This window comes from Bordetella ansorpii (assembly GCF_900078315.1).
Classification (GTDB): Bacteria; Pseudomonadota; Gammaproteobacteria; order Burkholderiales; family Burkholderiaceae_B; genus Bordetella; species Bordetella ansorpii.
This window is the reverse complement of sequence record NZ_FKBS01000014.1, coordinates 1381352-1400521: the sequence shown is the minus strand read 5'-3', so window position 1 is coordinate 1400521 and position 19170 is coordinate 1381352. Positions and strand designations below refer to the sequence as shown.

Genomic DNA, 19170 nt, shown 5'->3' with positions numbered 1-19170 from the left:
CTCCGTTGCCACGCGGCAGGATGGCGGCATTTCCGGGCGCGGCGAGCTTTCTTTCAGGGTCGACAGGCCCCAGACGACGATGCAGACTTCCGGCGATGACCCGCCCAAGACGATTTCCATCGGCCTGCCCCCTCCGGGCGACCGAGAGCGGAAACTGCGCCGCAAGAAGCGCTCGGCCACGCTGAGCCTGCTGGGCGCCTGCCTGGTATTCGTCGTGCTGACCGCGCTGGACCCCGGGCACCAGAACCTCTACATCGGCGCGCTGGCGGCAATGGCCGAAGCGGCCATGGTGGGCGGCCTGGCCGACTGGTTCGCCGTGACCGCGCTGTTCCGCCATCCGCTGGGACTGCGCTGGCTGCCGCATACCGCCATCATTCCCCGCAACAAGGACCGGATCGGCGCCAGCCTGGCCGACTTCATCTGCGATCATTTCCTGGGCAAGGAACAGGTGCTGGAACGCCTGCACGCCTTCGATCCCGCCCAGCGGCTGGTGCAGGCCCTGTCCCGGCCGGAATCCGCCGCGCGGCTGGCCGATTTCGTGGTGCGCCACGCGCCGCGGCTGGTGGCCCTGCTCGATAGCGACGAACTGCAGGACTTCATCCGCGCCAATACCAAGGAGAAGCTGAGCAAGCTGGACGTGTCGGACCTGCTGGCCCGCCTGCTGACCGTGCTGACCAAGGACGGCCGCCACCAGGAGGCGATGGACCGCCTGCTGCGCGACATCGCGGACATCCCCGGCGCGCCCTCGGCGCGGGGCGTGCTGGCGCAGAAGATCGCGGAAGAACTGTGGTCGGTGATGCGCTGGGTGCGGCTGGACAAGCCCGTGGCCGAGAACATCGCGGACAAGGTCGCGGCGGGCATGCGCCAGCTGTTCCTGGACATGGCGCGGGACAAGGACCATGAGCTTCGCGTGAAACTGGAAAGGAACATTCCCCGCTTCATCGCGCAGTTGCGCACCGACCCGGCGCTGCGCGCCCGCATCGACCTGTTCCGCGACCGGGTGCTGGAGAACCACGAACTGTCGCAGTACATCCAGGACATCTGGCGCAGCGCGCTGGACTGGCTGCGCGAAGACCTGGCGCACGATGATTCGGAAGTGCGCGCCGCGCTGTTCAAGGCCTCGCTGACGCTGGGCAAGCGCATCGACCAGCAGCCCGAGATGAAGGCGTGGTTCAACGGCTGGGTAACCGAGACGGTGGAGCCGCTGGTGGAAGAGTACCGGGAGAAGATCCGCCGCTTCATCGTTGCCCGCGTGCAGGCGTGGAGCGCCGAGGAGCTGACCAGCCAGCTGGAACTGAACCTGGGCAGCGACCTGCAATCCATCCGGCTGAGCGGCACCTTCGTCGGGGCGCTGATCGGCGGATTGCTGTATGGGCTGATGCACCTGGTGGCGTATCTGGCGCGCTGAGCAGGCGCGATGACTGGCCCGCGCCGGAGCGCCATCGCCCTACCGCGCCGCCGATCAGCCGAGCGCGGTCGACGGCTGCTCGAAGATGCGATGCGCCGCATTGCGCAAGTGGGCACGCATGGCGGCCTCCGCGGCATCGGGATCATGGCCGATGATGGCCTCCAGTACGGCGCGATGCTCGTTCCGGGACTCGTTCCGATAGCGCTCATCCAGCATCACCCGGATCTGTACCCTCAGAACGGGTAACTGAAGCCGCTTCATCAACAGCGTCAATTGCGCGTTGCCGGCGAATCGCAGGACCAGGTCGTGGAAGGCGCTGTTCTCCTCGCGGAACACCGCGGCGGGATCCGATCCCTGCACGTCGATGGCTTCGTAGGCCTGCATGAAGGCATCGCGCAACCCCTTCCCTGCCACCTCTTCGGCCGCCAGCCGCGCGGCCAAGCCTTCGATCGATTCGCGTATTCGGAACAGGTCGATGAGTTCGCGGCGGGAAAACGTCTTGACGATGGCCCCGCGATTGGGGACCAGATCGACGGTTCCTTCCATTCCCAACCGGCGCAGGGCTTCGCGCAATGGCCCGCGCGTGGCTGAAAACGACTCCATCAGATCCGCCTCGATCAGGCGTTGCCCAGGGGCGAACTGCCCATTGTGAATGGCGGCGCGGATCTGCTCGACGATGCGATCGGTGACGTTGCCGGGGCGCTTCCTGGAATCGCTGGGAGATGTGCTCATAGGTCTGTGGGGTGCGCCCGCCGAGCCGCCCGGCCGGGTACCGCAGGCGGAATTGTAAACACAATTTTGTCCGATTGTTTTGTCCTGCATTTTCACATACACTTTTGAAATACGATTCATAACAAGCAGTTGGAGACACATGCTATGCACGCTGACATACCGGCACAGCCATCGCCCTGGCTCGCCCGCGACGTGGAAAACGACAGGTCTTGGGTACTGCGCCTCACGGCAGACGAGATCCACGGCATCGATACCGCCTTGGCCCACGCCAAGAAGACCGCCAAGCCCCTGCTCGACATGACACCCGGCGATTTCCCGCTATCGGAGGCCGCCCGGAACAAACTGGCGAGCGCCGTGCGAGCCACGCAGACCAGATGGGGTTTCTGCCTGCTCAAGGGGTTTCCGGTAGACCGCTGGTCGGAGGAGGACACTCGCCTGGCCTACTGGGGGATGGGCCTGCACATGGGGGTGGCGCGTCCGCAGAACAGGAACAGCGACATCCTCAATGACGTCCGCGATGCAGGCGGCACTTACCGGGACAAGGGAGGCCGCGGCTACAACACCAACGCGTCCCTGGACTTTCATATCGATTTCGGCGACGTCGTCGCGCTGCTATGCCGCCGCACGGCCAAATCCGGCGGGCGCAGCCTGATCGCCAGTTCACGCGCCATCCACGATGAAGTGGTCCGCACGCACCCCGAGCTGCGCGACACCTTGCTCCAGCCGTTCCATTTCAGTTGGCAGGGCGCCATGGGGCAGCACGATGCCCCCTACTACCAATGCTCCCTGGCGGGCACGCGGGACGGCCATTTCGCATTCCGATCCAACCGCAAGAACATCGTGGCCGCCCAGCGCGACTTCTCCGACGTGCCACGCCTGTCCGACGCGCAGGTCGCGCTGCTCGACCTGCTGGACACACTGTATCCAGACCCGCGCTTCTGCTATGCCATGCAATTGGATGCCGGCGATATGCAGTTGCTGAACAACTACGTCACGATCCATTCGCGCACACACTTCGAGGACCACGAGCTGCCCGACCGGAAGCGGCACCTGTTGCGGCTATGGCTCGGCATTCCCGCTTGCCAGCCCCTGCCCGCGGGCTGGGGCGAACCTTACAAGAGCACCAACGCCAACACGGTCAGGGGCGGCTTGCGCGGCCAGGCCATCACCTCCGCCTTCCTGGATTTCGAAGCACGCATGGCCAGCCATCACGGCATGGATAACCACTACTACGAGGCGAGTCCGAGATGAGATCCCACCACACCGCCATCTTGGGCCTCGCGATCTGCCTGGGGGCCGGGCTACCGACGACCGGCCTGCCCGCCGAACCCGCGTTTCCGTCCAGGCCCGTCACCATCGTGGTCCCCTACTCCGCCGGCGGCGGCACGGATGCGCTGGCGCGCAACATCGCCCGAGTCTGGCAGCAGCAATGGAAGACACCCGTGCTGGTCGTCAATCGGACGGGGGCCGATGGCATCATCGGCACCGAGTACGTCAGGAACCAGCCGGCCGACGGCTACACGGTACTGATGCAGGTCAATCAGGCCTTGTTCTACCCGTACACCCTGCCTTCGGCCAACATCGACATCCTGAAGGACTTCAAGATGGTGTCGAAGCTGCAGCAGAACGCAATGGTGTTCGGCGTGGCGAAGGACTCTCCCGACCAGACCTTTCCAGACCTGATCAAGCGCTGCAGGACCGCCAGAACACCGTGCTCGTTCGGCGCAGCCACGCGCCACGGTGAAATCATGGCGCGCCAGATAGCCGAGAAGTCGCAACTGGGCAATGCCATCGTCGCCAACTACAAGGGCACCGCCCCGATGATGACCGACGCATTGGGAGGCCACATCACCCTGGGCATGCCGTCACTGGTGGTGGCGCTGCCCCAGGTCAGGGGAGGATCATTCCGTGCGCTGGCCACGGGTTCGAACACGCGCCTGCCCGAGTTGCCCGACGTGCCTACGCTCAATGAACTCGGCCTGCAGATGAGCGCCGTGACCTGGTACGGCTTGATGGTCCGCCAGGGTACGCCCGAGAACGTCGTGGCTGCCATCGGCGCGGGGATCCAGGCGGCAGCCCACGACAGGAAAGTGCGCGAAAGCATGCGCAGCGAAGGCGCGATTCCGGTCTTCAGCGATGCCGCGACGTTCGACCGCGAGGCACGCGAAGAGGCCCGCGCCGTCGAGCCCTTGCTCGAGAAGTACCTGACGTCCACTGAAAAAGGAAACTGACCGCCATGAACGCCAGCACTCAATTGCGCGCGGCATTGCAGCAGCCGGGCATGCGCATCGCCCCCGGCGCCTATGACGCCATCACTGCCCGCCTGATCCAGCAGGCCGGTTATCCGCTGGTCTACATGACGGGCGCGGGAACCTCGGCATCGCTCGGATACCCGGATTACGGCCTGATCACGCAGACCGAGATGGTCGACAAGGCCGCCATTCTGGCGAGGTCCGTCAACATTCCGGTCATCTCGGACGCGGATACCGGATACGGCAATGAACTGAACGTGACGCGGACGGTACACGAATTCGAATCCCGCGGCGTCGCGGGCATTCACATCGAGGACCAGGTGGCGCCCAAACGTTGCGGACACCTGGACGGCAAGGAAATCGAGCCCCTGCCACGCTACCTGAGCAAGATCCGCGCGGCCTGCGCGGCGCGCCGGCATCCGGATTTCTACATCATCGCCCGCACTGACAGCCGCGCGTCCATGGGCCTGGACGAAGCCGTCGAGCGTGCCAATGCCGCCCTGGCCGAAGGCGCGGACATGGCGTTCATCGAGGCGCCGCAAAGCCACGAGGAAGTCGTCTCGATCCCGCGGCGGGTCAATGGCCCATGCCTGCTGAACATCGTCCAAGGCGGCAAGACACCCGTGACGGACCTGCGCGACGTGCAGCAGATGGGCTACAAGCTGGCGATCCTGCCGGGCGTCCTGCTGCGCACGGCGGTCATCGCATTCGACGAAGTGCTGGCCGACATCATGCAGGAGCACATCGTGCCGGAACGGCTGAACCGATACTCTCCGCACCAGAGTTTCCAGCGGTTTGGCGCCGATGAGTGGGATGAGGTCCGCGCCCGCTTCGCCCAGCACGAACAACCCGCGGTCAGGACGGCATGATGGCCGGCGCCCGTGCAAGCGCCACGGCCCCGCGCACCCTGTTCCACAAGATCTGGGCCAATCATCTTGTGCTGGCGCGCGATACCGGACCGCAACTGATGTACATCGACAGGCACATGCTGCATGACGGCTCGTTCCATGCCTTCAGGCAGTTGCGCGCCCGGCAGTTGGCCGTGCGCCACCCCGATCGCATCTTCGGCGTGCCGGACCATTATGTGCCGACCACGGGCCGCAGCGCGGAACAGGCCTCCAGCCCCGAGGTGGCGCGGATGATCTCGCATTTCGACAGCAACATGGCCTGGGCGGGCATCCCGAATTTCCCGTTGCAGGATCCCCGCCAAGGCATCGTGCACGTGGTCTGTCCGGAACAAGGCATCAGCCTGCCGGGCATGATGCTGGTCTGCACCGACAGCCACACGTCCACGCACGGCGCGCTGGGCGCGATTGCGTTCGGCATCGGCCAATCGGAAAGCGTGCATGTGTTGAGCACGCAGACACTGTGGCAGGTCGAGCCCCGCACGCTGCGCGTGTCCATCGAAGGCGTCCGGCAGCCGGGCGCCAGTGCCAAGGACATCGCCCTGGCCGTCCTGGCCTGCCTGGGTGCGGCGGGCGCCGCTGGACACGTCATCGAGTTCACGGGCCAGGCGGTGCGAGCGATGAGCATGGAAGAGCGCCTGACCTTGTGCAACATGTCGATCGAGGCCGGCGCACGTTGCGGCATGATCGCTCCCGACGACACGACCTACCAGTATCTGCATGGCAGGCCGTACGCCCCTGCCGGCCCGGCCTGGGAGCGCGCCGAACGATTCTGGCGCGCGTTGCCCACCGATCCGGGCGCGGCCTTCGACCGCGAGGCCCACGTCGATATCGATCACGTCGGTCCCATGGTGACCTGGGGCACCAGTCCCGACACCGCGATCGGGATCGACGGCGCGATTCCCGACCCCGCCCACCAGCGGGATCCAGCCGTGCGCCGCGCCATGCAGGCGGCGCTGCAATACATGGACCTGGCCCCCGGCATGCGTGTGCAGGACATCGCCATCGACCGCGTCTTCATTGGCTCGTGTACCAACAGCCGCCTGTCAGACCTGCGGGAGGCGGCCGCCGTGCTGCGGGGCAGGCGCGTCCGGGTGCCCGGCGTCGTGGTGCCCGGCTCAGGCGTCGTGAAGATGGCGGCCGAAGCCGAAGGCCTGCACCAGGTGTTTATCGAGGCTGGCTTGCAATGGCGCGAGGCGGGATGCTCGATGTGCGTGGCCATGAACGGCGATACCGGACAGGTGGGAGAACGGGTGGCCTCGACCACCAACCGAAATTTCGTCGGCAGGCAAGGCCCCGGCGTGCGCACCCACCTGATGAGCCCGGCGATGGCAGCCGCCGCGGCGGTCTCGGGACGAATCGCCGACGTGCGCCGGCTCAGGACAGACACTTCCTGCTGACCTCCTCTGGACTCCTGCCATGGAAAAATTCACTGTTTTCGAGGGTCGGGCGTTTGCAATCGCGGGCCGGGACATCGACACGGACCAGATCATTCCCGCCCGCTTCCTGAAAATGGACCGCTCGCGGCCCGGCGGCTATGGCCCGTTCCTGTTTCACGACCTGTCGTTGAGCGACCATGCGGCCGCCACGCGGGACCACGCCACCGTGCTGGTCGCGGGCGCCAATTTCGGCTGCGGTTCCTCCCGCGAAGGTGCGGTCTATGCACTGGTCGACCGAGGATATCGTGCCGTGCTCGCTTCCAGCTTCGGAGATATCTTCCACAACAACTGCCTGAAGAACGGCCTGCTGCCTGTTCGCCTCGACGAGCCCATCATCGAGAACCTGGCCCGGCGGGCCATGGAAAGCGAGCCGCTGTCCATCGAGGTCGACCTGCCGGCCCAGCAGGTACGATGGCGCGAAAAAGGCGAGCCCGTGCACCACGCGTTCTCCATCGACCCATTCTGGCGGGAATGCCTGCTGACCGGACAGGATGAAATCGCGTTGACCCTTTCCTACCTGCCTCAGATCGAAGCGTTCGAGGCCCGCTATTTCCAGTCGCCGCTGGGAGCCTGCCCGGGTACCGCGCCATAGCGCCGGCACGCCGACGCACGCCTGTCCGGCCGCACGTCAGGACCCGGACTTGCCCGTCAGCGTCGCAAACGCCGCCAACGCCCGCCCGCGCCCTTCTTCATGGACGATGATGGGCTCGGGATACTCCCGCCCCAGCTTCACTCCGGCGGCCGACAACTGCTCGGCCGAGGCCTTCCAGGGCTCGTGGATCACCGACGCCGGCAAGCCGGCCAGTTCGGGCACCCAGCGGCGCACGTAATCGCCCTTGGGATCGAATTTGGTGCCTTGCAGGATGGGATTGAAAACCCGGAAGTACGGCGCGGCATCTGCGCCGCAACCGGCTACCCACTGCCAGTTGGCCACATTGCTGGCGGGATCGGCATCGACCAGGGTATCCCAGAACCACGCCTCGCCCACGCGCCAGTCGACCAGCAGGTGCTTGACCAGGAATGACGCGACAACCATGCGCACGCGGTTGTGCATCCAGCCGGTGGTCCACAGTTCGCGCATGCCCGCGTCCACCAGCGGATAACCGGTCTGGCCGCGCTGCCAGGCACGCACGCCCGCGGGATCGTCGCGCCAGGGCATGTCGTCGAATTCGCGGCGGAAGTTGCGCGTGGGCAGATCGGGATAGTGGTACAGCAGGCTGTAGCAGAACTCGCGCCATCCCAGCTCGGCCAGGAATTTCTCGCGGCCGCTGCCCTCGGCCGCCTGCGCGGCATGCCAGGCCTGACGCGGCGAGACCTCGCCGAAACGCAGGTAGGGCGACAGGCGGCTGGTGGCGGGCTGGTCGGGGCGGTCGCGGCCTTCCGCGTAGCCGTGCAGGCCGCGCTTCAGGAAATGGGTGAGGCGTTCCATCGCCGCGGTCTCGCCGCCCGCCCAGGCGTCGCGCATGCCGCCGGCCCAATCGGGCTCGGGGGACTGAGGCAGCAGCTTCAGATCGTCCAGCGTGGCGCACATCGGCAACTGGCCGGGCAGCTTCGCAAACGACAGTTCCGCAGGCGCCGGCAAGGGTGGCGCCACGCTGCCCAGCTTGCAGGCGGCGCGCCAGAACGGCGTGTACACCCGGAACGGGCCGCCCGAGCCGGTCTGCACTTCCCACGGTTCGAACAGCAGGCTGCCGCCCGCGCTCTCGACGGTCAGGCCGCGCTGGCGCAGCGACGCCTTCAAACCCGCATCCACCGTGCGCTGTGCCAGCGCATAACGACGGTTCCAATACACCGCGCCCGCGCCCAGGGCTTCGGCCAGGCCAGCGATGGCGCGCGTCTCGTCGCCGCGCAGCAGCAGCAACGAGCCCCCCTGCCCGGCCAACGCGGCGTCCAGCGCCTGCAAGGCGCGGTGCAACCACCAGCGCGCCGCGCCGCCCAGCGTGCGGATATCGGGATTGAGATCGTCCAGCACGTACACGCAGACCAGCGGCGCACCGGACTTGGCGGCGCGCGTCAGGGCAGGATGGTCGGCCAGGCGCAGGTCGTCGCGGAACCAGACGATGGCGGGAGCAATGGCGGCGGTGTCGGGCATGGAAAAAACGGGGAATTCGATGCGGAGACGGCGGCCAGCGAATGGCCGCAGGATGTCTTGCACTGTACAGGAAGGCATGAGCAAGAGGATCTCTTCGCACGCACACCCGCATGCCGCCCTGACAATGCTTGAAGCTTCATTCATCGCGTCCTGCCGCGGTGCGACATTTTGCGGCACGCGCAAAACAGCCTGCGGCTGCTAGAATTCCCGCGTCAAGCACGCCTCATTATTATTACGACACATCATGGGTCCGAGCTTTTCGGCACGACGCCGATCGTGCTGGCTCCTGCTGATCGCCTTTCTCTATGCCTCGCTGGTTCCCGCATTGGGGCTGGCCAGCGGCAAGAGTGCGGTCGCGCGCACGGTGTGGGTGCAACTGTGCAATTCGGCCACCCACGAGTTCGTCGCCGTCGACCTGACCGACAAGTCTTCGGAGGGCGACAAGCCCTCCGCCAGCCGCGCAACGGGCCATTGCCTGCTGTGCCACTCGCCCTCCCTGCTTCCGACCACGGAAACGCCGAACGTCGCGGTGGTTCTGGTGCGCTACCTGCGCCTGGTCGTGGCCGACGATCCCGCCCCGCGCGCCGCGCCGGTCTGGAACGTCTCGCTGGCGCGCGCGCCCCCCGTCGCCACCTGAATGCCACGCGTCCGGCCGCCTGCTTGCGCGGGCCCGGCGCGATCTCCCTACCGATAACCCGCGGGACCGCGAACGCCTTCAAGACAGGCGGTTCGCGCGTACCGGCGCGCACCTCGTCGAACGCATCGCGGACCCGCATGGCCGCCATGCGCGCCCGGTGTCGCCCGTGTCCGCCGTCCCGCCGCATTCAGGAACGACATCATGTTTTCTCCTTTCCCGGGCAGCCTGCGCGCGGCCTTGTTGCGCACGGCCGGGCCGCTGACGCTGGGGTTGGCTGCCTGCGCCGCCCAGGCCCAGACGCCTGCCCTGCTCGCCCCCGTGGCCGTCAGCGCCGACGGGGTCGACGACACGCTGGACACGCCCGCCACGACGGGCTCCAACCTGGGCCTGACGCCACGGCAGACGCCGGCCAGCCTGGACATCATCACGCGCCAGCAACTGGAAGACCGCGGCGACGCCAACGTATCGGATGCCATCACCCGCGCCGGCGCCATCAGCGCCATGCCGCATCCGGGCAACAGCCTGTCCGCGCTGTCCACGCGCGGGTTCACCGACAGCACCTCGGTGATGCGCCTGTACGACGGCCTGCGCCAATATGGCGGCGTGGGCGTGACGTTTCCGTTCGACACCTGGTCGATCGAGCGCATCGAAGTGCTGCGCGGCCCGGCGTCGGTGATCTACGGCGACGGCGCCATCGGCGGCGTGGTCAACATCGTGCCCAAGAAGCCCACGCAAGGCCCGATACGCAGCGAGGTGCAGGCCACCGTGGGCACCGAAGACACGGCGCGGCTGGGCCTGGGCAGCGGCGGCGCACTGACCGACCAGCTCTCGTACCGGCTGGACGTCAGCGGCAACCACACGGCCGGCTGGGTGGATCGCGGCGACTCGGGCGACGCCACCTTCTCGGGCGCGTTGCGCTGGGATGCCACGCCCGACCTTTCTTTCACGTTGAGTCATGCCTATGGCTACCAGCGGCCCATGCGCTACTTCGGCACGCCGCTGGTGGATGGCCGGCAATTGGAATCCCTGCGCGGCAAGAACTACAACGTGCGCGACAGCTTCATGCGCTTTCGCGACCAGTGGACACAACTGGACGCCACCTGGACGCCCAACGACGCCACCACGCTGCGCACCCGCCTGTACCACGTGGGCAGCAAGCGCGACTGGCGCAACGCCGAGGCCTACGTCTACGACCCGGCCACGGGCCTGATCGACCGATCCGACAACACTGCCATCTCGCACGACCAGTCGCAGACGGGCCTGACCACGGACGCCACGTTCAAGGGCAAGCTGGGCGGCCTGGACAACACGCTGTCGGTGGGCTTCGACGTGAACCACAGCACGTTCAAGCACACCAACAACACCTACGTCGGCACCAGCGGGCCGGTCGATCCCTACGTTTTCGACCCCGGTTATTTCGCCAGCGATGTCCCGTTCATTCCGCGCTACCGCAACAAGGCCGGGCAATACTCGCTGTTCGCCGAGGACCGCATCGCGCTGACCCGGCAATGGAGCGTGCTGGGCGGCTTGCGCTACGACCATGCGCGCCTGCGGCGGCAAGACCTGGTGGCCGGCCAGCAGGTGCTGGACCGCACGTACTCGGACATCGGCTGGCGCGTGGGCACGGTCTACGACATCCAGCCCGACCTGTCGGTGTATGCGCAGTATTCCGAGGCGTCCGATCCGGTCGGCGGACTGCTGATGCTCAGTCCGTCCAACGCCGATTTCGACATGTCGCGCGGCAAACAGGTCGAGGTGGGCGTCAAGCAGGGCTTCTGGAATGGCCGCGGCGAATGGACGCTTGCGGCCTATCACATCCGCAAATCCAACCTGCTGACGCGCGACCCCGCCGATCCCAGCCTGCGGATGCAGGTGGGCGAACAATCGTCGCGCGGGCTGGAGGCCTCGCTGGCGGTGGCCTTCGCGCCCGGCTGGAAGCTGGAAGCCAATGCCACCGTGCTGCGCGCCAAGTACGACGACTTCACCGAATCGTCCGGCGGCGTGGCGGTGTCGCGCGAAGGCAAGGTGCCGCCCAACGTGGCCGAGCGCCTGGCCAACCTGTGGCTGAGCTGGAATTTCCAGCCGGGCTGGACGGCGATGGGCGGCCTGCGCTACGTGGGCAAGCGCTACGCCGACAGCGCCAACACGCTGGAACTGCCGTCCTACACCACCACCGATCTGGCGTTGCGCTGGGACATGAACCGCGACACCACCGTCAGCCTGCGCGGCTACAACGTGTTCGACCGGGCCTACTTCACCACGGCCTATTACACGTCCACGCAATGGCTGTACGGCGCGGACCGGCGTATCGAGCTGACGCTGAACCACCGCTTCTGATCCGGGAGAAACGGCCATGACGGACATCGGCGCGCGCGCCCGGCGGCTGACGTATCTGGTGCACCGCTGGACCGGCGTGGCCGGCTGCGTGCTGATGGCGCTGTGGTTCGCAAGCGGCGTGGTCATGCTGTATGTGGGCTATCCCAAGTTGACGCCCTGGGAGCGGCTGGGTGCGCTGCCCGCCCTGTCCGCGCAGGACTGCCGCGTGGCGCCGGCCGCATTGCCGCGCGGCGGCGGCCCTGCGGTGCTGACGTCCATCCGCGGCCAGCCGTATTACGTGGCGGACGATGCACGAGGGGTTCCGCGCGCCTATTCCGCCACGACGGGACTGCCGGCGGGGCCGGTCGATGCCAGCAGTGCAGCGGCCGCCGCGCTGGCGTTCCTGCCTGGCGCGTCGATTCGCGGCCAGGACGAAATCCGGGAGGACCGCTGGACCCACTCGCGCGGCCTGGACCCGCATCGCCCCCTGCACCGCATACAGTTGCAAGGCCCCGAGCCGGGCACGCTCTACGTATCGTCCGCCACCGGCCAGGTGGTGATGGACGCACCCCTGGCGCAACAGCGCTGGAACTACGTCGGCGCCTGGCTGCACTGGCTGTACCTGTTCCGCAACCAGCCGGTCGATCCGGTGTGGTCATGGACGGTGATCGTGCTGTCGGCCTTCGGCACCCTCAGCGCGGGCACGGGCATCGTGGTGGGCATCTGGCGCTGGCGCTTCCGGGGACGCTACAAATCCGGATCGCGTTCGCCCTACCGCGAAGGCTGGATGCACTGGCACCACGTGATGGGGCTGGTGTTCAGCGGCATCCTGTTCACGTGGATCTTCAGCGGCCTGATGTCCATGAATCCGCTGGGGGTGTTTTCCCCGGCGCATGGGCGGCCTGACATGGCGGCGTATCGGGGCGAGCCCGGCGACGGAAACGCCAGCGTGCTGCAGGATCCCGCCGGCATGCTGCGGGCGCTGGGCGACCAGGGATTCCGGGCGGTGGAGCTTCAATGGCGGCGGCTGGACGGCACGCCCTACGTCCTGGCCTATGACGCGGCGGGCGCCAGCCGATTGGTGCGGGACGGCGGGCACGGCCAGGCCAGCATCGCCGCGCAATGGACTGCAAGCCAGTTGCTGCCCGCCGCGCGCAAGCTGTTCGCCGCACCGATTTCAGCCGACCGGGTGCTGGACCGCTACGACGATTACTACTACCCGCGCCAGCCGGAAGCCATGAACGGCGCGCAATGGCGCGGCCTGCCCGTGCTGCGCCTGGACTTCGCCGACGCGGGCGCCACGCGCGTCTACATCGACCTGCGCACCGGCGACGTCGCCGCCAGCCTGGACCGCTCGCAGCGCGTGGGCCGCTGGCTGTTCAACTTCCTGCACAGCTGGGATACGCCCGCCCTGTTGCGGGACGGCCTGCTGCGCGATCTGGCGCTGATCGTGCTGAGCCTGGGCGGCCTGATCGTTTCCATCACCGGCATCGTGATCGGCTGGCGGCGGCTGCGCGTCGGGTTCGCCAGGCTGCCTGTGTCACAACGAAAACACCGCAAGGCTCGACAATAGGCGGCGCGGATGGCGCTCGGACACGGCCGATTTGCCGCCATCGCCATCCTCGCCCTACAATCCGCGCTGAAATTTTCCCCGACCCGCCGTCCACCCATGTAAAGCCGCTGCCGACCTCTCTGCCTGGATCTTCTCCAGCCCCTGACTCCAGAGGTCGGTCGCCGCGGCGACGGCGGCGCATACCGCCATCCCCAGGGCGGGCTCGCGTCCCCCTTTCCTGCAAGCATTCCGTCGGGCCCGGCGCCTGGACGATGCACGCACGCCGCGCGGCTGGCGTCTGCCCGCCCCCCGCTTCATCAGACATACGCAACCATCATGATCACCCCCTCGCTGCGCCAGGACTGGCTGTCGAACGTCCGCGGCGACCTGCTGTCCGGCCTGGTCGTCGCCCTGGCGCTCATCCCTGAAGCCCTGGCCTTTTCCCTGATTGCCGGCGTCGATCCCGCCGTCGGCCTGTACGCCGCCTTCAGCATCGCCGTCGTCACGGCCATCACCGGCGGCCGCCCCGCCATGATCTCGGCCGCCACCGGGGCGGTCGCCCTGCTGATCACCTCGCTGGTGAAAGACCACGGCGTGCAGTACGTGTTCGCCGCGGCCGTCCTGGCCGGCCTGTTCCAGATCGGCGCGGGCCTGCTGCGCCTGGGCGGGCTGATGCGCTTCGTGTCGCGCTCGGTCATCACGGGCTTCATCAACGCCCTGGCCATCCTGATCTTCCTGGCCCAGATCCCGGAACTGACGGCCGGGCCCGCCGCCGTCTACGTCCTGGTGGCGGCCGGCCTGGCCATCATCTACCTGTTCCCGTACGTCACGAAGGCGATTCCCTCGCCGCTGGTCTGCATCATCCTGTTGACCCTCGTGGCCGTCGCCCTGGGCCTGCCGGTGCGCACCGTGGGCGACATGGGCGCCTTCCCCGGCAGCCTGCCTTCGTTCGCGCTGCCCGCCGTGCCGCTGTCGCTGGACACGCTGCGCATCATCCTGCCCTATTCGCTGGCCATCGCGGTGGTCGGCCTGCTGGAGTCGCTGATGACGGCCTCCATCGTGGACGACTTCACCGATACCGCCAGCGACAAGAACCGCGAGTGCCGCGGCCAGGGATTCGCCAACATCGCGGCCGGCTTCCTGGGCGGCATGCCCGGCTGCGCCATGATCGGCCAGTCCATCATCAACGTGAAGTCCGGTGGCCGCACCCGCCTGTCCAGCCTGACGGCGGGCGTCGTGCTGCTGATCCTGGTCGTGTTCCTGGGCCCGTGGGTCAAGCAGATCCCGATGGCCGCGCTGGTGGCCGTGATGATCATGGTGTCGATCAGCACTTTCGACTGGCGCTCGTTCCGCAACCTGGTCACGCACCCGCGCAGCTCGTCGTTCGTCATGCTGGCCACCGTGGTGGTCGTGGTCTTCACGCACAACCTGGCGCTGGGCGTCGGGGCTGGCGTGCTGCTCAGCGCGGTGTTCTTCGCCTCGAAAGTGCAGCGCATCCTGCAGGTGGAATCGGCGCTGGAAGACGATGGCCGCACGCGCCGCTACAGCGTGCGCGGGCAGGTGTTCTTCGCGTCATCCGAGTCGCTGGTCGGCGAGTTCGACTTCAAGGAGGCCGTGCCGCGCGTGGTGCTGGATCTGTCGCACGCGCACTTCTGGGACATCACCGCGGTGGACGCGCTGGACCGCGTGGTGCACAAGTTCCGGCGCAACGGCATCGAGGTGGACGTGCACGGGCTGAACCGCGCCAGCGCCACGATGGTGGAGAAGTATGGAACGCACGACAAGCCGGGGAAAATAGCGGCGCCGGGGCATTGATCTCATGCCGGGAGTTTTGGCACAGCCCCTGGCCTTCAAAGCGTGACATTCACGTCCCTTCTTCAACATACTTCCTCATTGAACCGAGGTTAAATCCCCACCTCGGGGCGGATCTGCAGACTTCGCCCAGACCATGATTTCCAGTGCTATAGTTTTTAGCAGTAGGGGTGGACTCTGTGAGGGTGTTCAAGACAAAAGGGGTAAAACGCTTCGCTCGCCATGAACAGATCTCCGACGATGATCTGCGAACCGCGATCGAGCGCGCCACACAAGGTTTTGTCGACGCGGATCTGGGCGGGGGGCTTATCAAGCAACGAGTCGCCCGCCGCGGCCAGGGAAGCTCCTCAGGGTTTCGCATGATCGAGGCCTACCGTCAATCCAACCGGGCTGTGTTCTTGTATGGCTTTGCCAAGAACGACCGCGGCAATATCACCGGCGATGAATTGCGTACGCTACGCACCCTTGGCGCCAACTGGCTGACCGCATCGGCCACTGCTATCGCAACGGCAATGAACGATGGAGACCTGCAGGAGATCGAGTATGACGACTACCAGACGTAGCCGCCTCGCCAGCGAACTGCTGGACATGGCGGACACTCAACGCCGGCTCGGCATCATGGACGAAAGTACCCATGAAAAAATTACCGCCCGCCATCTCGGATCCGCGAAACTGCCAACAGCCGAACCCCTGTCGGCGCAACAGATACGTGAAGTCCGGGAGAACGCGCATTTGAGCCAAGCGGCACTGGCACGCTATCTCAACATGACCGCCGGCTACATATCTCAACTGGAGCGCGGCGCCACGCAAGCCAAAGGCCCTGCGCTGGCACTGCTCAACGTCATCCGGCGCAAGGGAATCGAAGCCCTGTCCTGAAAGAAGACGCAGGCCGAAGCCTGCGCGCTCTTTCAAACCCGCCTCGTAGCGCCGATCTCAGCGCCGCCCCGCATACTGCTCGCCGCCATCCAGGTCGATGACCGTGCCACTGAGATAGCCGGCGCGCGGCGAGCAGCCGAACACCACCAGGTCGGCCACCTCGGCCGGTTCCATCAGCCGGCCGAACGGCAGGTCGTCCAGCGTTTCCTGCCAACGCTCGGCGTCGCCCCAGCGGGCCTCGGCGCGCTGGCGCGCCATCGTCATCACGCGGTCCGTGCGCGTGCGCGAGGGATTCACGCCGAATACCCGCACGCCGTGGCTCGGGCCCTCGCCGCCCATCGCACGCGTGAAGCCGATCAGCGCAGCGTTGCCCGCCGCGCCCGCGATATAGTCCGCGCGCGGATTGGCGCCGCCCATGCCGATCACGTTGGCGATGACGCCGGCCTGCGCCTGGCGCATCTGCGGGTAATACTCGCGGGCCAGCGCGATGTAGCCATGCACCTTCAGCTCCCAGCCGGCGCGCCAGCGCGCGTCGTCGACCTGGTCGAGCGACCCCGCGGGAATGGCGCCCGCGTTGTTCACCAGGATGTCGAGCCCGCCGGTCTTGTCGGCCAGGCGCGCCGCCGCGTAGGGCTCGGCCAGGTCGCACGCGATGATGTCGACCTGCACGCCCGCCTGCCTGGCCACCTGGCCCGCGGCCTCGGCCAGCCCCTGCGCATCGCGCGCCACCAGCACCGGCCGCGCGCCTTCGCGGGCGAACGCCACGGCGCAAGCCAGGCCGATGCCCTTGGACGCGCCGGTCACCAGCACGCGCTTGCCGTTCAACTGCAGATCCATGGAGCCGTCCTTGTTCGGAATGAGTTCTGGGAAACGCGGCACGGGCCGCAGAATCGGCAAGGCCCGCTCAACCAGGGCGGGCCTTGCACGGCGACATCACTTCGTATGCAGGTAATGCCGGAAGCGGTCGTAATGCGTGATCACGTCGGATATCACGTGCTCGGCGTTGTAGCCGTAGATGTCATATCCGCGGCCGCCATTGCTCAGATACACCTCGGCACGCGAGTAGCGGCGGCGCTCGTCCTTGCTGCCGCGCTGGTCCGACAGCGCGAACGCCGGAATCGGATGGCTCTGGCGGCGCACGGCATACAGGAACTCGGGGGTGCCGTCGCCGTGCAACACCTTCAGTTGCACCCCATCGTCCAGCTCTTCCATCTCGGCCTGCAATTCGCGACGCGCCAGCTCCTCCTTGACCGAGCTGAGCGCCGGTTTCACCGTGCTCTCGATGAAGCGGTTCACCTGGTCCTTGGTCGGGTGGCTGACGATGGCGCTCAGGCGGCGACGCCATGGCACCTGGCCATCGGACGGCAGCAGCGGCGCGGACTGCAGCGACTGCGTCGCCATCATCGAGGCCTCGTCGGACAGCGCCTTCCAGATTCCCCAGCAGGTAAACAACAGCACCACCGCCAGCGGCAAGCCCGCGATCAGCGCGGCCGTCTGCACGGCGGCCAGGCCACCCGCCAGCAGCAGGCAGGCCGCCACGGCGCCGCAGGTCAGCGCCCAGAACACCCGCAGCCACAGCGCGGGCTCGTCCTCATCGTTGTTGCGCGCGGTGATCATGGCGATGACCAGCGCGCCCGCGTCCGATGCGGTAACGAAGTACACCGCGACCAGAATCCCCGTCATCCACGCCAGCACCTGCGACCAGGGCAGATATTCGAACACCGTGAACAGCGCGATCGACATGTCCTTGGACACCGTTTCCGAAATGGCGCCGCCCGCGCGGTTGATGTCCAGCCACATTGCCAGGTCGCCGAAGATCGTGAACCAGATGAAGCTGAAGCCCGCGGGCGCGAACAGCACGCCCAGCAGGAACTGGCGGATGGTGCGGCCACGCGAGATGCGCGCGATGAACAGGCCCACGAACGGCGCCCACGACACCCACCAGCCCCAATAGAACAAAGTCCATTTTCCGACCCACGGCGTCGGATCGTACGCATAGACGTGGAATGTCCGTCCGATGAAACCGCTGAGATACAGGCCCAGGTTCTCGACGAACGCCGACATCAGGAAGGCCGAAGGCCCCAGGCACAGCAGCAGGAACATCAGCACGAAAGACAGCACGATGATGAACTCGCTCAGGCGCCGCACGCCGGCATCCAGGCCGGTGGCCACCGTGAACGTGGCCAGGATCGTCACGATCAGGATCAGCCAGAGCTGCATGTCCAGCGACTGCGTCAGGCCGAACAGGTAGTTCAGGCTGGCATTGAGCTGGGATACCCCCAGGCCGAGCGAGGTCGCCAGCCCGGCCAGCGTCCCCACGACGGCGAAGATGTCGACGATCGAGCCGATGGGGCCATTGACGCGCTCGCCGATCAGCGGATAGAGCGCCGAACGCAGCGACAGCGGCTGGTTCTTGCGATAGCCGAAGTAGGCCAGGCACATGCCCAGCAGCGCGTAGATCGCCCAGGCGTGCACGCCCCAGTGGAAATACGTGATTTCCATCGCGTCGCGCATGGCCTGTATGGAACGCGGCTCGGCGTCGGGCGGCTGCGAGAAATGCGTGATGGGTTCGGCCACGCCGTAGAACACGATGCCGATCCCCATGCCCGCCGAGAACAGCATGGCGGCCCAGGTGCCGTAACTGTAGTCAGGGGAAGAGTCGTCAGGACCGAGCTTGATACGGCCATAGGGACTGATCGCCAGGCCCAGGAGGAAAACGACGAAGAAGCCGACGGCCAGGAGATAGAACCAGCCGGCCTCGGCAATTACCCAATCGTTGGCGTGCTTGAAGAGTTCGGCGGCCGATTCCGGCTTGAGGCTGGCATAGGCGATCAGTGCGAGCGCAATGATGGCGGAGCCGAAGAATGTGATGGGGGATACCGTCTGGGACAGTTTCTTGGTCGTCATTGGTGTCCTTTTTTCCCGCCTGGCCGCCCCAACGGACAAGCGGCCCCCAAGCGGGGCGGCAAGCCGAAGGCGCAGCGTCGGGGTATGTCGTCACGCCCGCGGCCACCCGGATTGGCCGCAGGTCGCCCTGCTTTTGTAACACTCTACCCTATCAAAGATGGCGAGCGTATTGGGGACACACATGAAAGAAAGTGTAGGAAAAGGCCCTTCCCATGCGTGCTTCAAGCCGCCACGGAAGGGAA

Annotated in this window: 16 protein-coding genes; 12 read left to right on the top strand and 4 right to left on the bottom strand. The window is 66.7% G+C overall.

Features of this window, described 5'->3' with window-relative positions:
• Positions 1-79: 79 nt before the first annotated feature.
• Entirely contained in the window at positions 80-1408 is a 1329-nt protein-coding gene (locus A7W11_RS14100; protein WP_082887227.1) for a DUF445 domain-containing protein, read from the top strand.
• 54 nt (positions 1409-1462) lie between these two features.
• Here A7W11_RS14100 and A7W11_RS14095 read toward each other — a convergent pair whose 3' ends face one another.
• Positions 1463-2260, bottom strand: coding sequence for a GntR family transcriptional regulator (locus A7W11_RS14095; RefSeq protein ID WP_162270272.1), 798 nt, complete (start codon positions 2258-2260; stop codon positions 1463-1465).
• Positions 2261-2284: 24 nt separating this feature from the next.
• Between A7W11_RS14095 and A7W11_RS14090 the strand changes: the two genes are divergently transcribed.
• Genes A7W11_RS14090 through leuD form a run of 5 tightly spaced genes read left to right on the top strand, consistent with a single transcriptional unit; the run spans position 2285 to position 7328 of the window.
• The gene (locus A7W11_RS14090) at positions 2285-3391 is read left to right on the top strand and encodes a TauD/TfdA family dioxygenase (protein ID WP_066413330.1); all 1107 of its coding nucleotides are present in this window, start codon (positions 2285-2287) and stop codon (positions 3389-3391) included.
• Positions 3388-4371, top strand: a complete 984-nt coding sequence (locus A7W11_RS14085) for a Bug family tripartite tricarboxylate transporter substrate binding protein (RefSeq protein ID WP_066413323.1) — start codon at positions 3388-3390, stop codon at positions 4369-4371. Before A7W11_RS14090 ends, A7W11_RS14085 begins: the two co-directional genes overlap by 4 nt.
• 5 nt (positions 4372-4376) lie before the next feature.
• Positions 4377-5261 (top strand): isocitrate lyase/PEP mutase family protein, encoded by an 885-nt coding sequence (locus tag A7W11_RS14080; protein WP_066413320.1) that lies wholly within the window; start codon positions 4377-4379, stop codon positions 5259-5261.
• Positions 5258-6697 carry a 3-isopropylmalate dehydratase large subunit gene (gene leuC, locus A7W11_RS14075; protein WP_235816871.1) on the top strand — a complete coding sequence of 480 codons (1440 nt, stop codon included), beginning with the start codon at positions 5258-5260 and terminating at the stop codon, positions 6695-6697. The genes A7W11_RS14080 and leuC overlap by 4 nt, the downstream gene beginning before the upstream one ends.
• Positions 6698-6716: 19 nt before the next feature.
• Complete coding sequence (gene leuD / locus A7W11_RS14070) at positions 6717-7328, top strand: 3-isopropylmalate dehydratase small subunit (RefSeq protein ID WP_066413316.1); 612 nt, start codon at positions 6717-6719, stop codon at positions 7326-7328.
• 36 nt (positions 7329-7364) lie between these two features.
• On the opposite strand, the gene A7W11_RS14065 is transcribed toward leuD, so the two are convergent.
• Positions 7365-8828: a cryptochrome/photolyase family protein gene (locus A7W11_RS14065; protein WP_066413313.1), complete on the bottom strand. Its 1464-nt coding sequence runs from the start codon at positions 8826-8828 to the stop codon at positions 7365-7367.
• A gap of 244 nt (positions 8829-9072) precedes the next feature.
• Between A7W11_RS14065 and A7W11_RS14060 the strand changes: the two genes are divergently transcribed.
• The 6 genes from A7W11_RS14060 to A7W11_RS14035 all read left to right on the top strand — a co-directional run bounded on the left by A7W11_RS14060 (position 9073) and on the right by A7W11_RS14035 (position 16021).
• Entirely contained in the window at positions 9073-9465 is a 393-nt protein-coding gene (locus tag A7W11_RS14060) for a DUF2946 family protein (protein WP_066413310.1), read from the top strand.
• Between the two features lie 201 nt (positions 9466-9666).
• Positions 9667-11802: a TonB-dependent receptor gene (locus A7W11_RS14055; RefSeq protein WP_066413296.1), complete on the top strand. Its 2136-nt coding sequence runs from the start codon at positions 9667-9669 to the stop codon at positions 11800-11802.
• A 16-nt stretch (positions 11803-11818) separates the two neighbouring features.
• Positions 11819-13354 (top strand): PepSY domain-containing protein, encoded by a 1536-nt coding sequence (locus A7W11_RS14050; protein WP_066413293.1) that lies wholly within the window; start codon positions 11819-11821, stop codon positions 13352-13354.
• A 315-nt stretch (positions 13355-13669) separates the two neighbouring features.
• The gene (locus A7W11_RS14045; protein WP_066413291.1) at positions 13670-15148 is read left to right on the top strand and encodes a SulP family inorganic anion transporter; all 1479 of its coding nucleotides are present in this window, start codon (positions 13670-13672) and stop codon (positions 15146-15148) included.
• Between the two features lie 182 nt (positions 15149-15330).
• Positions 15331-15708 carry a type II toxin-antitoxin system RelE/ParE family toxin gene (locus A7W11_RS14040; protein WP_218188590.1) on the top strand — a complete coding sequence of 126 codons (378 nt, stop codon included), beginning with the start codon at positions 15331-15333 and terminating at the stop codon, positions 15706-15708.
• The gene (locus A7W11_RS14035; RefSeq protein WP_066413280.1) at positions 15689-16021 is read left to right on the top strand and encodes a helix-turn-helix domain-containing protein; all 333 of its coding nucleotides are present in this window, start codon (positions 15689-15691) and stop codon (positions 16019-16021) included. Before A7W11_RS14040 ends, A7W11_RS14035 begins: the two co-directional genes overlap by 20 nt.
• 57 nt (positions 16022-16078) lie before the next feature.
• Here A7W11_RS14035 and A7W11_RS14030 read toward each other — a convergent pair whose 3' ends face one another.
• Positions 16079-16858, bottom strand: a complete 780-nt coding sequence (locus tag A7W11_RS14030; RefSeq protein ID WP_066414064.1) for an SDR family oxidoreductase — start codon at positions 16856-16858, stop codon at positions 16079-16081.
• Positions 16859-16954: 96 nt separating this feature from the next.
• Entirely contained in the window at positions 16955-18928 is a 1974-nt protein-coding gene (locus tag A7W11_RS14025; protein WP_066413277.1) for a BCCT family transporter, read from the bottom strand.
• Between the last annotated feature and the right edge of the window lie 242 nt (positions 18929-19170).

Bases quoted from the DNA above. Each gene is read 5' to 3' on its own strand.
- A7W11_RS14100 (WP_082887227.1), top strand. From the start codon at position 80: ATGCAGACTTCCGGCGATGACCCGCCCAAGACGATTTCCATCGGCCTG.
- A7W11_RS14095 (WP_162270272.1), bottom strand. From the start codon at position 2,260: ATGAATCGTATTTCAAAAGTGTATGTGAAAATGCAGGACAAAACAATC.
- A7W11_RS14090 (WP_066413330.1), top strand. From the start codon at position 2,285: ATGCACGCTGACATACCGGCACAGCCATCGCCCTGGCTCGCCCGCGAC.
- A7W11_RS14085 (WP_066413323.1), top strand. From the start codon at position 3,388: ATGAGATCCCACCACACCGCCATCTTGGGCCTCGCGATCTGCCTGGGG.
- A7W11_RS14080 (WP_066413320.1), top strand. From the start codon at position 4,377: ATGAACGCCAGCACTCAATTGCGCGCGGCATTGCAGCAGCCGGGCATG.
- leuC (WP_235816871.1), top strand. From the start codon at position 5,258: ATGATGGCCGGCGCCCGTGCAAGCGCCACGGCCCCGCGCACCCTGTTC.
- leuD (WP_066413316.1), top strand. From the start codon at position 6,717: ATGGAAAAATTCACTGTTTTCGAGGGTCGGGCGTTTGCAATCGCGGGC.
- A7W11_RS14065 (WP_066413313.1), bottom strand. From the start codon at position 8,828: ATGCCCGACACCGCCGCCATTGCTCCCGCCATCGTCTGGTTCCGCGAC.
- A7W11_RS14060 (WP_066413310.1), top strand. From the start codon at position 9,073: ATGGGTCCGAGCTTTTCGGCACGACGCCGATCGTGCTGGCTCCTGCTG.
- A7W11_RS14055 (WP_066413296.1), top strand. From the start codon at position 9,667: ATGTTTTCTCCTTTCCCGGGCAGCCTGCGCGCGGCCTTGTTGCGCACG.
- A7W11_RS14050 (WP_066413293.1), top strand. From the start codon at position 11,819: ATGACGGACATCGGCGCGCGCGCCCGGCGGCTGACGTATCTGGTGCAC.
- A7W11_RS14045 (WP_066413291.1), top strand. From the start codon at position 13,670: ATGATCACCCCCTCGCTGCGCCAGGACTGGCTGTCGAACGTCCGCGGC.
- A7W11_RS14035 (WP_066413280.1), top strand. From the start codon at position 15,689: ATGACGACTACCAGACGTAGCCGCCTCGCCAGCGAACTGCTGGACATG.
- A7W11_RS14030 (WP_066414064.1), bottom strand. From the start codon at position 16,858: ATGGATCTGCAGTTGAACGGCAAGCGCGTGCTGGTGACCGGCGCGTCC.
- A7W11_RS14025 (WP_066413277.1), bottom strand. From the start codon at position 18,928: ATGACGACCAAGAAACTGTCCCAGACGGTATCCCCCATCACATTCTTC.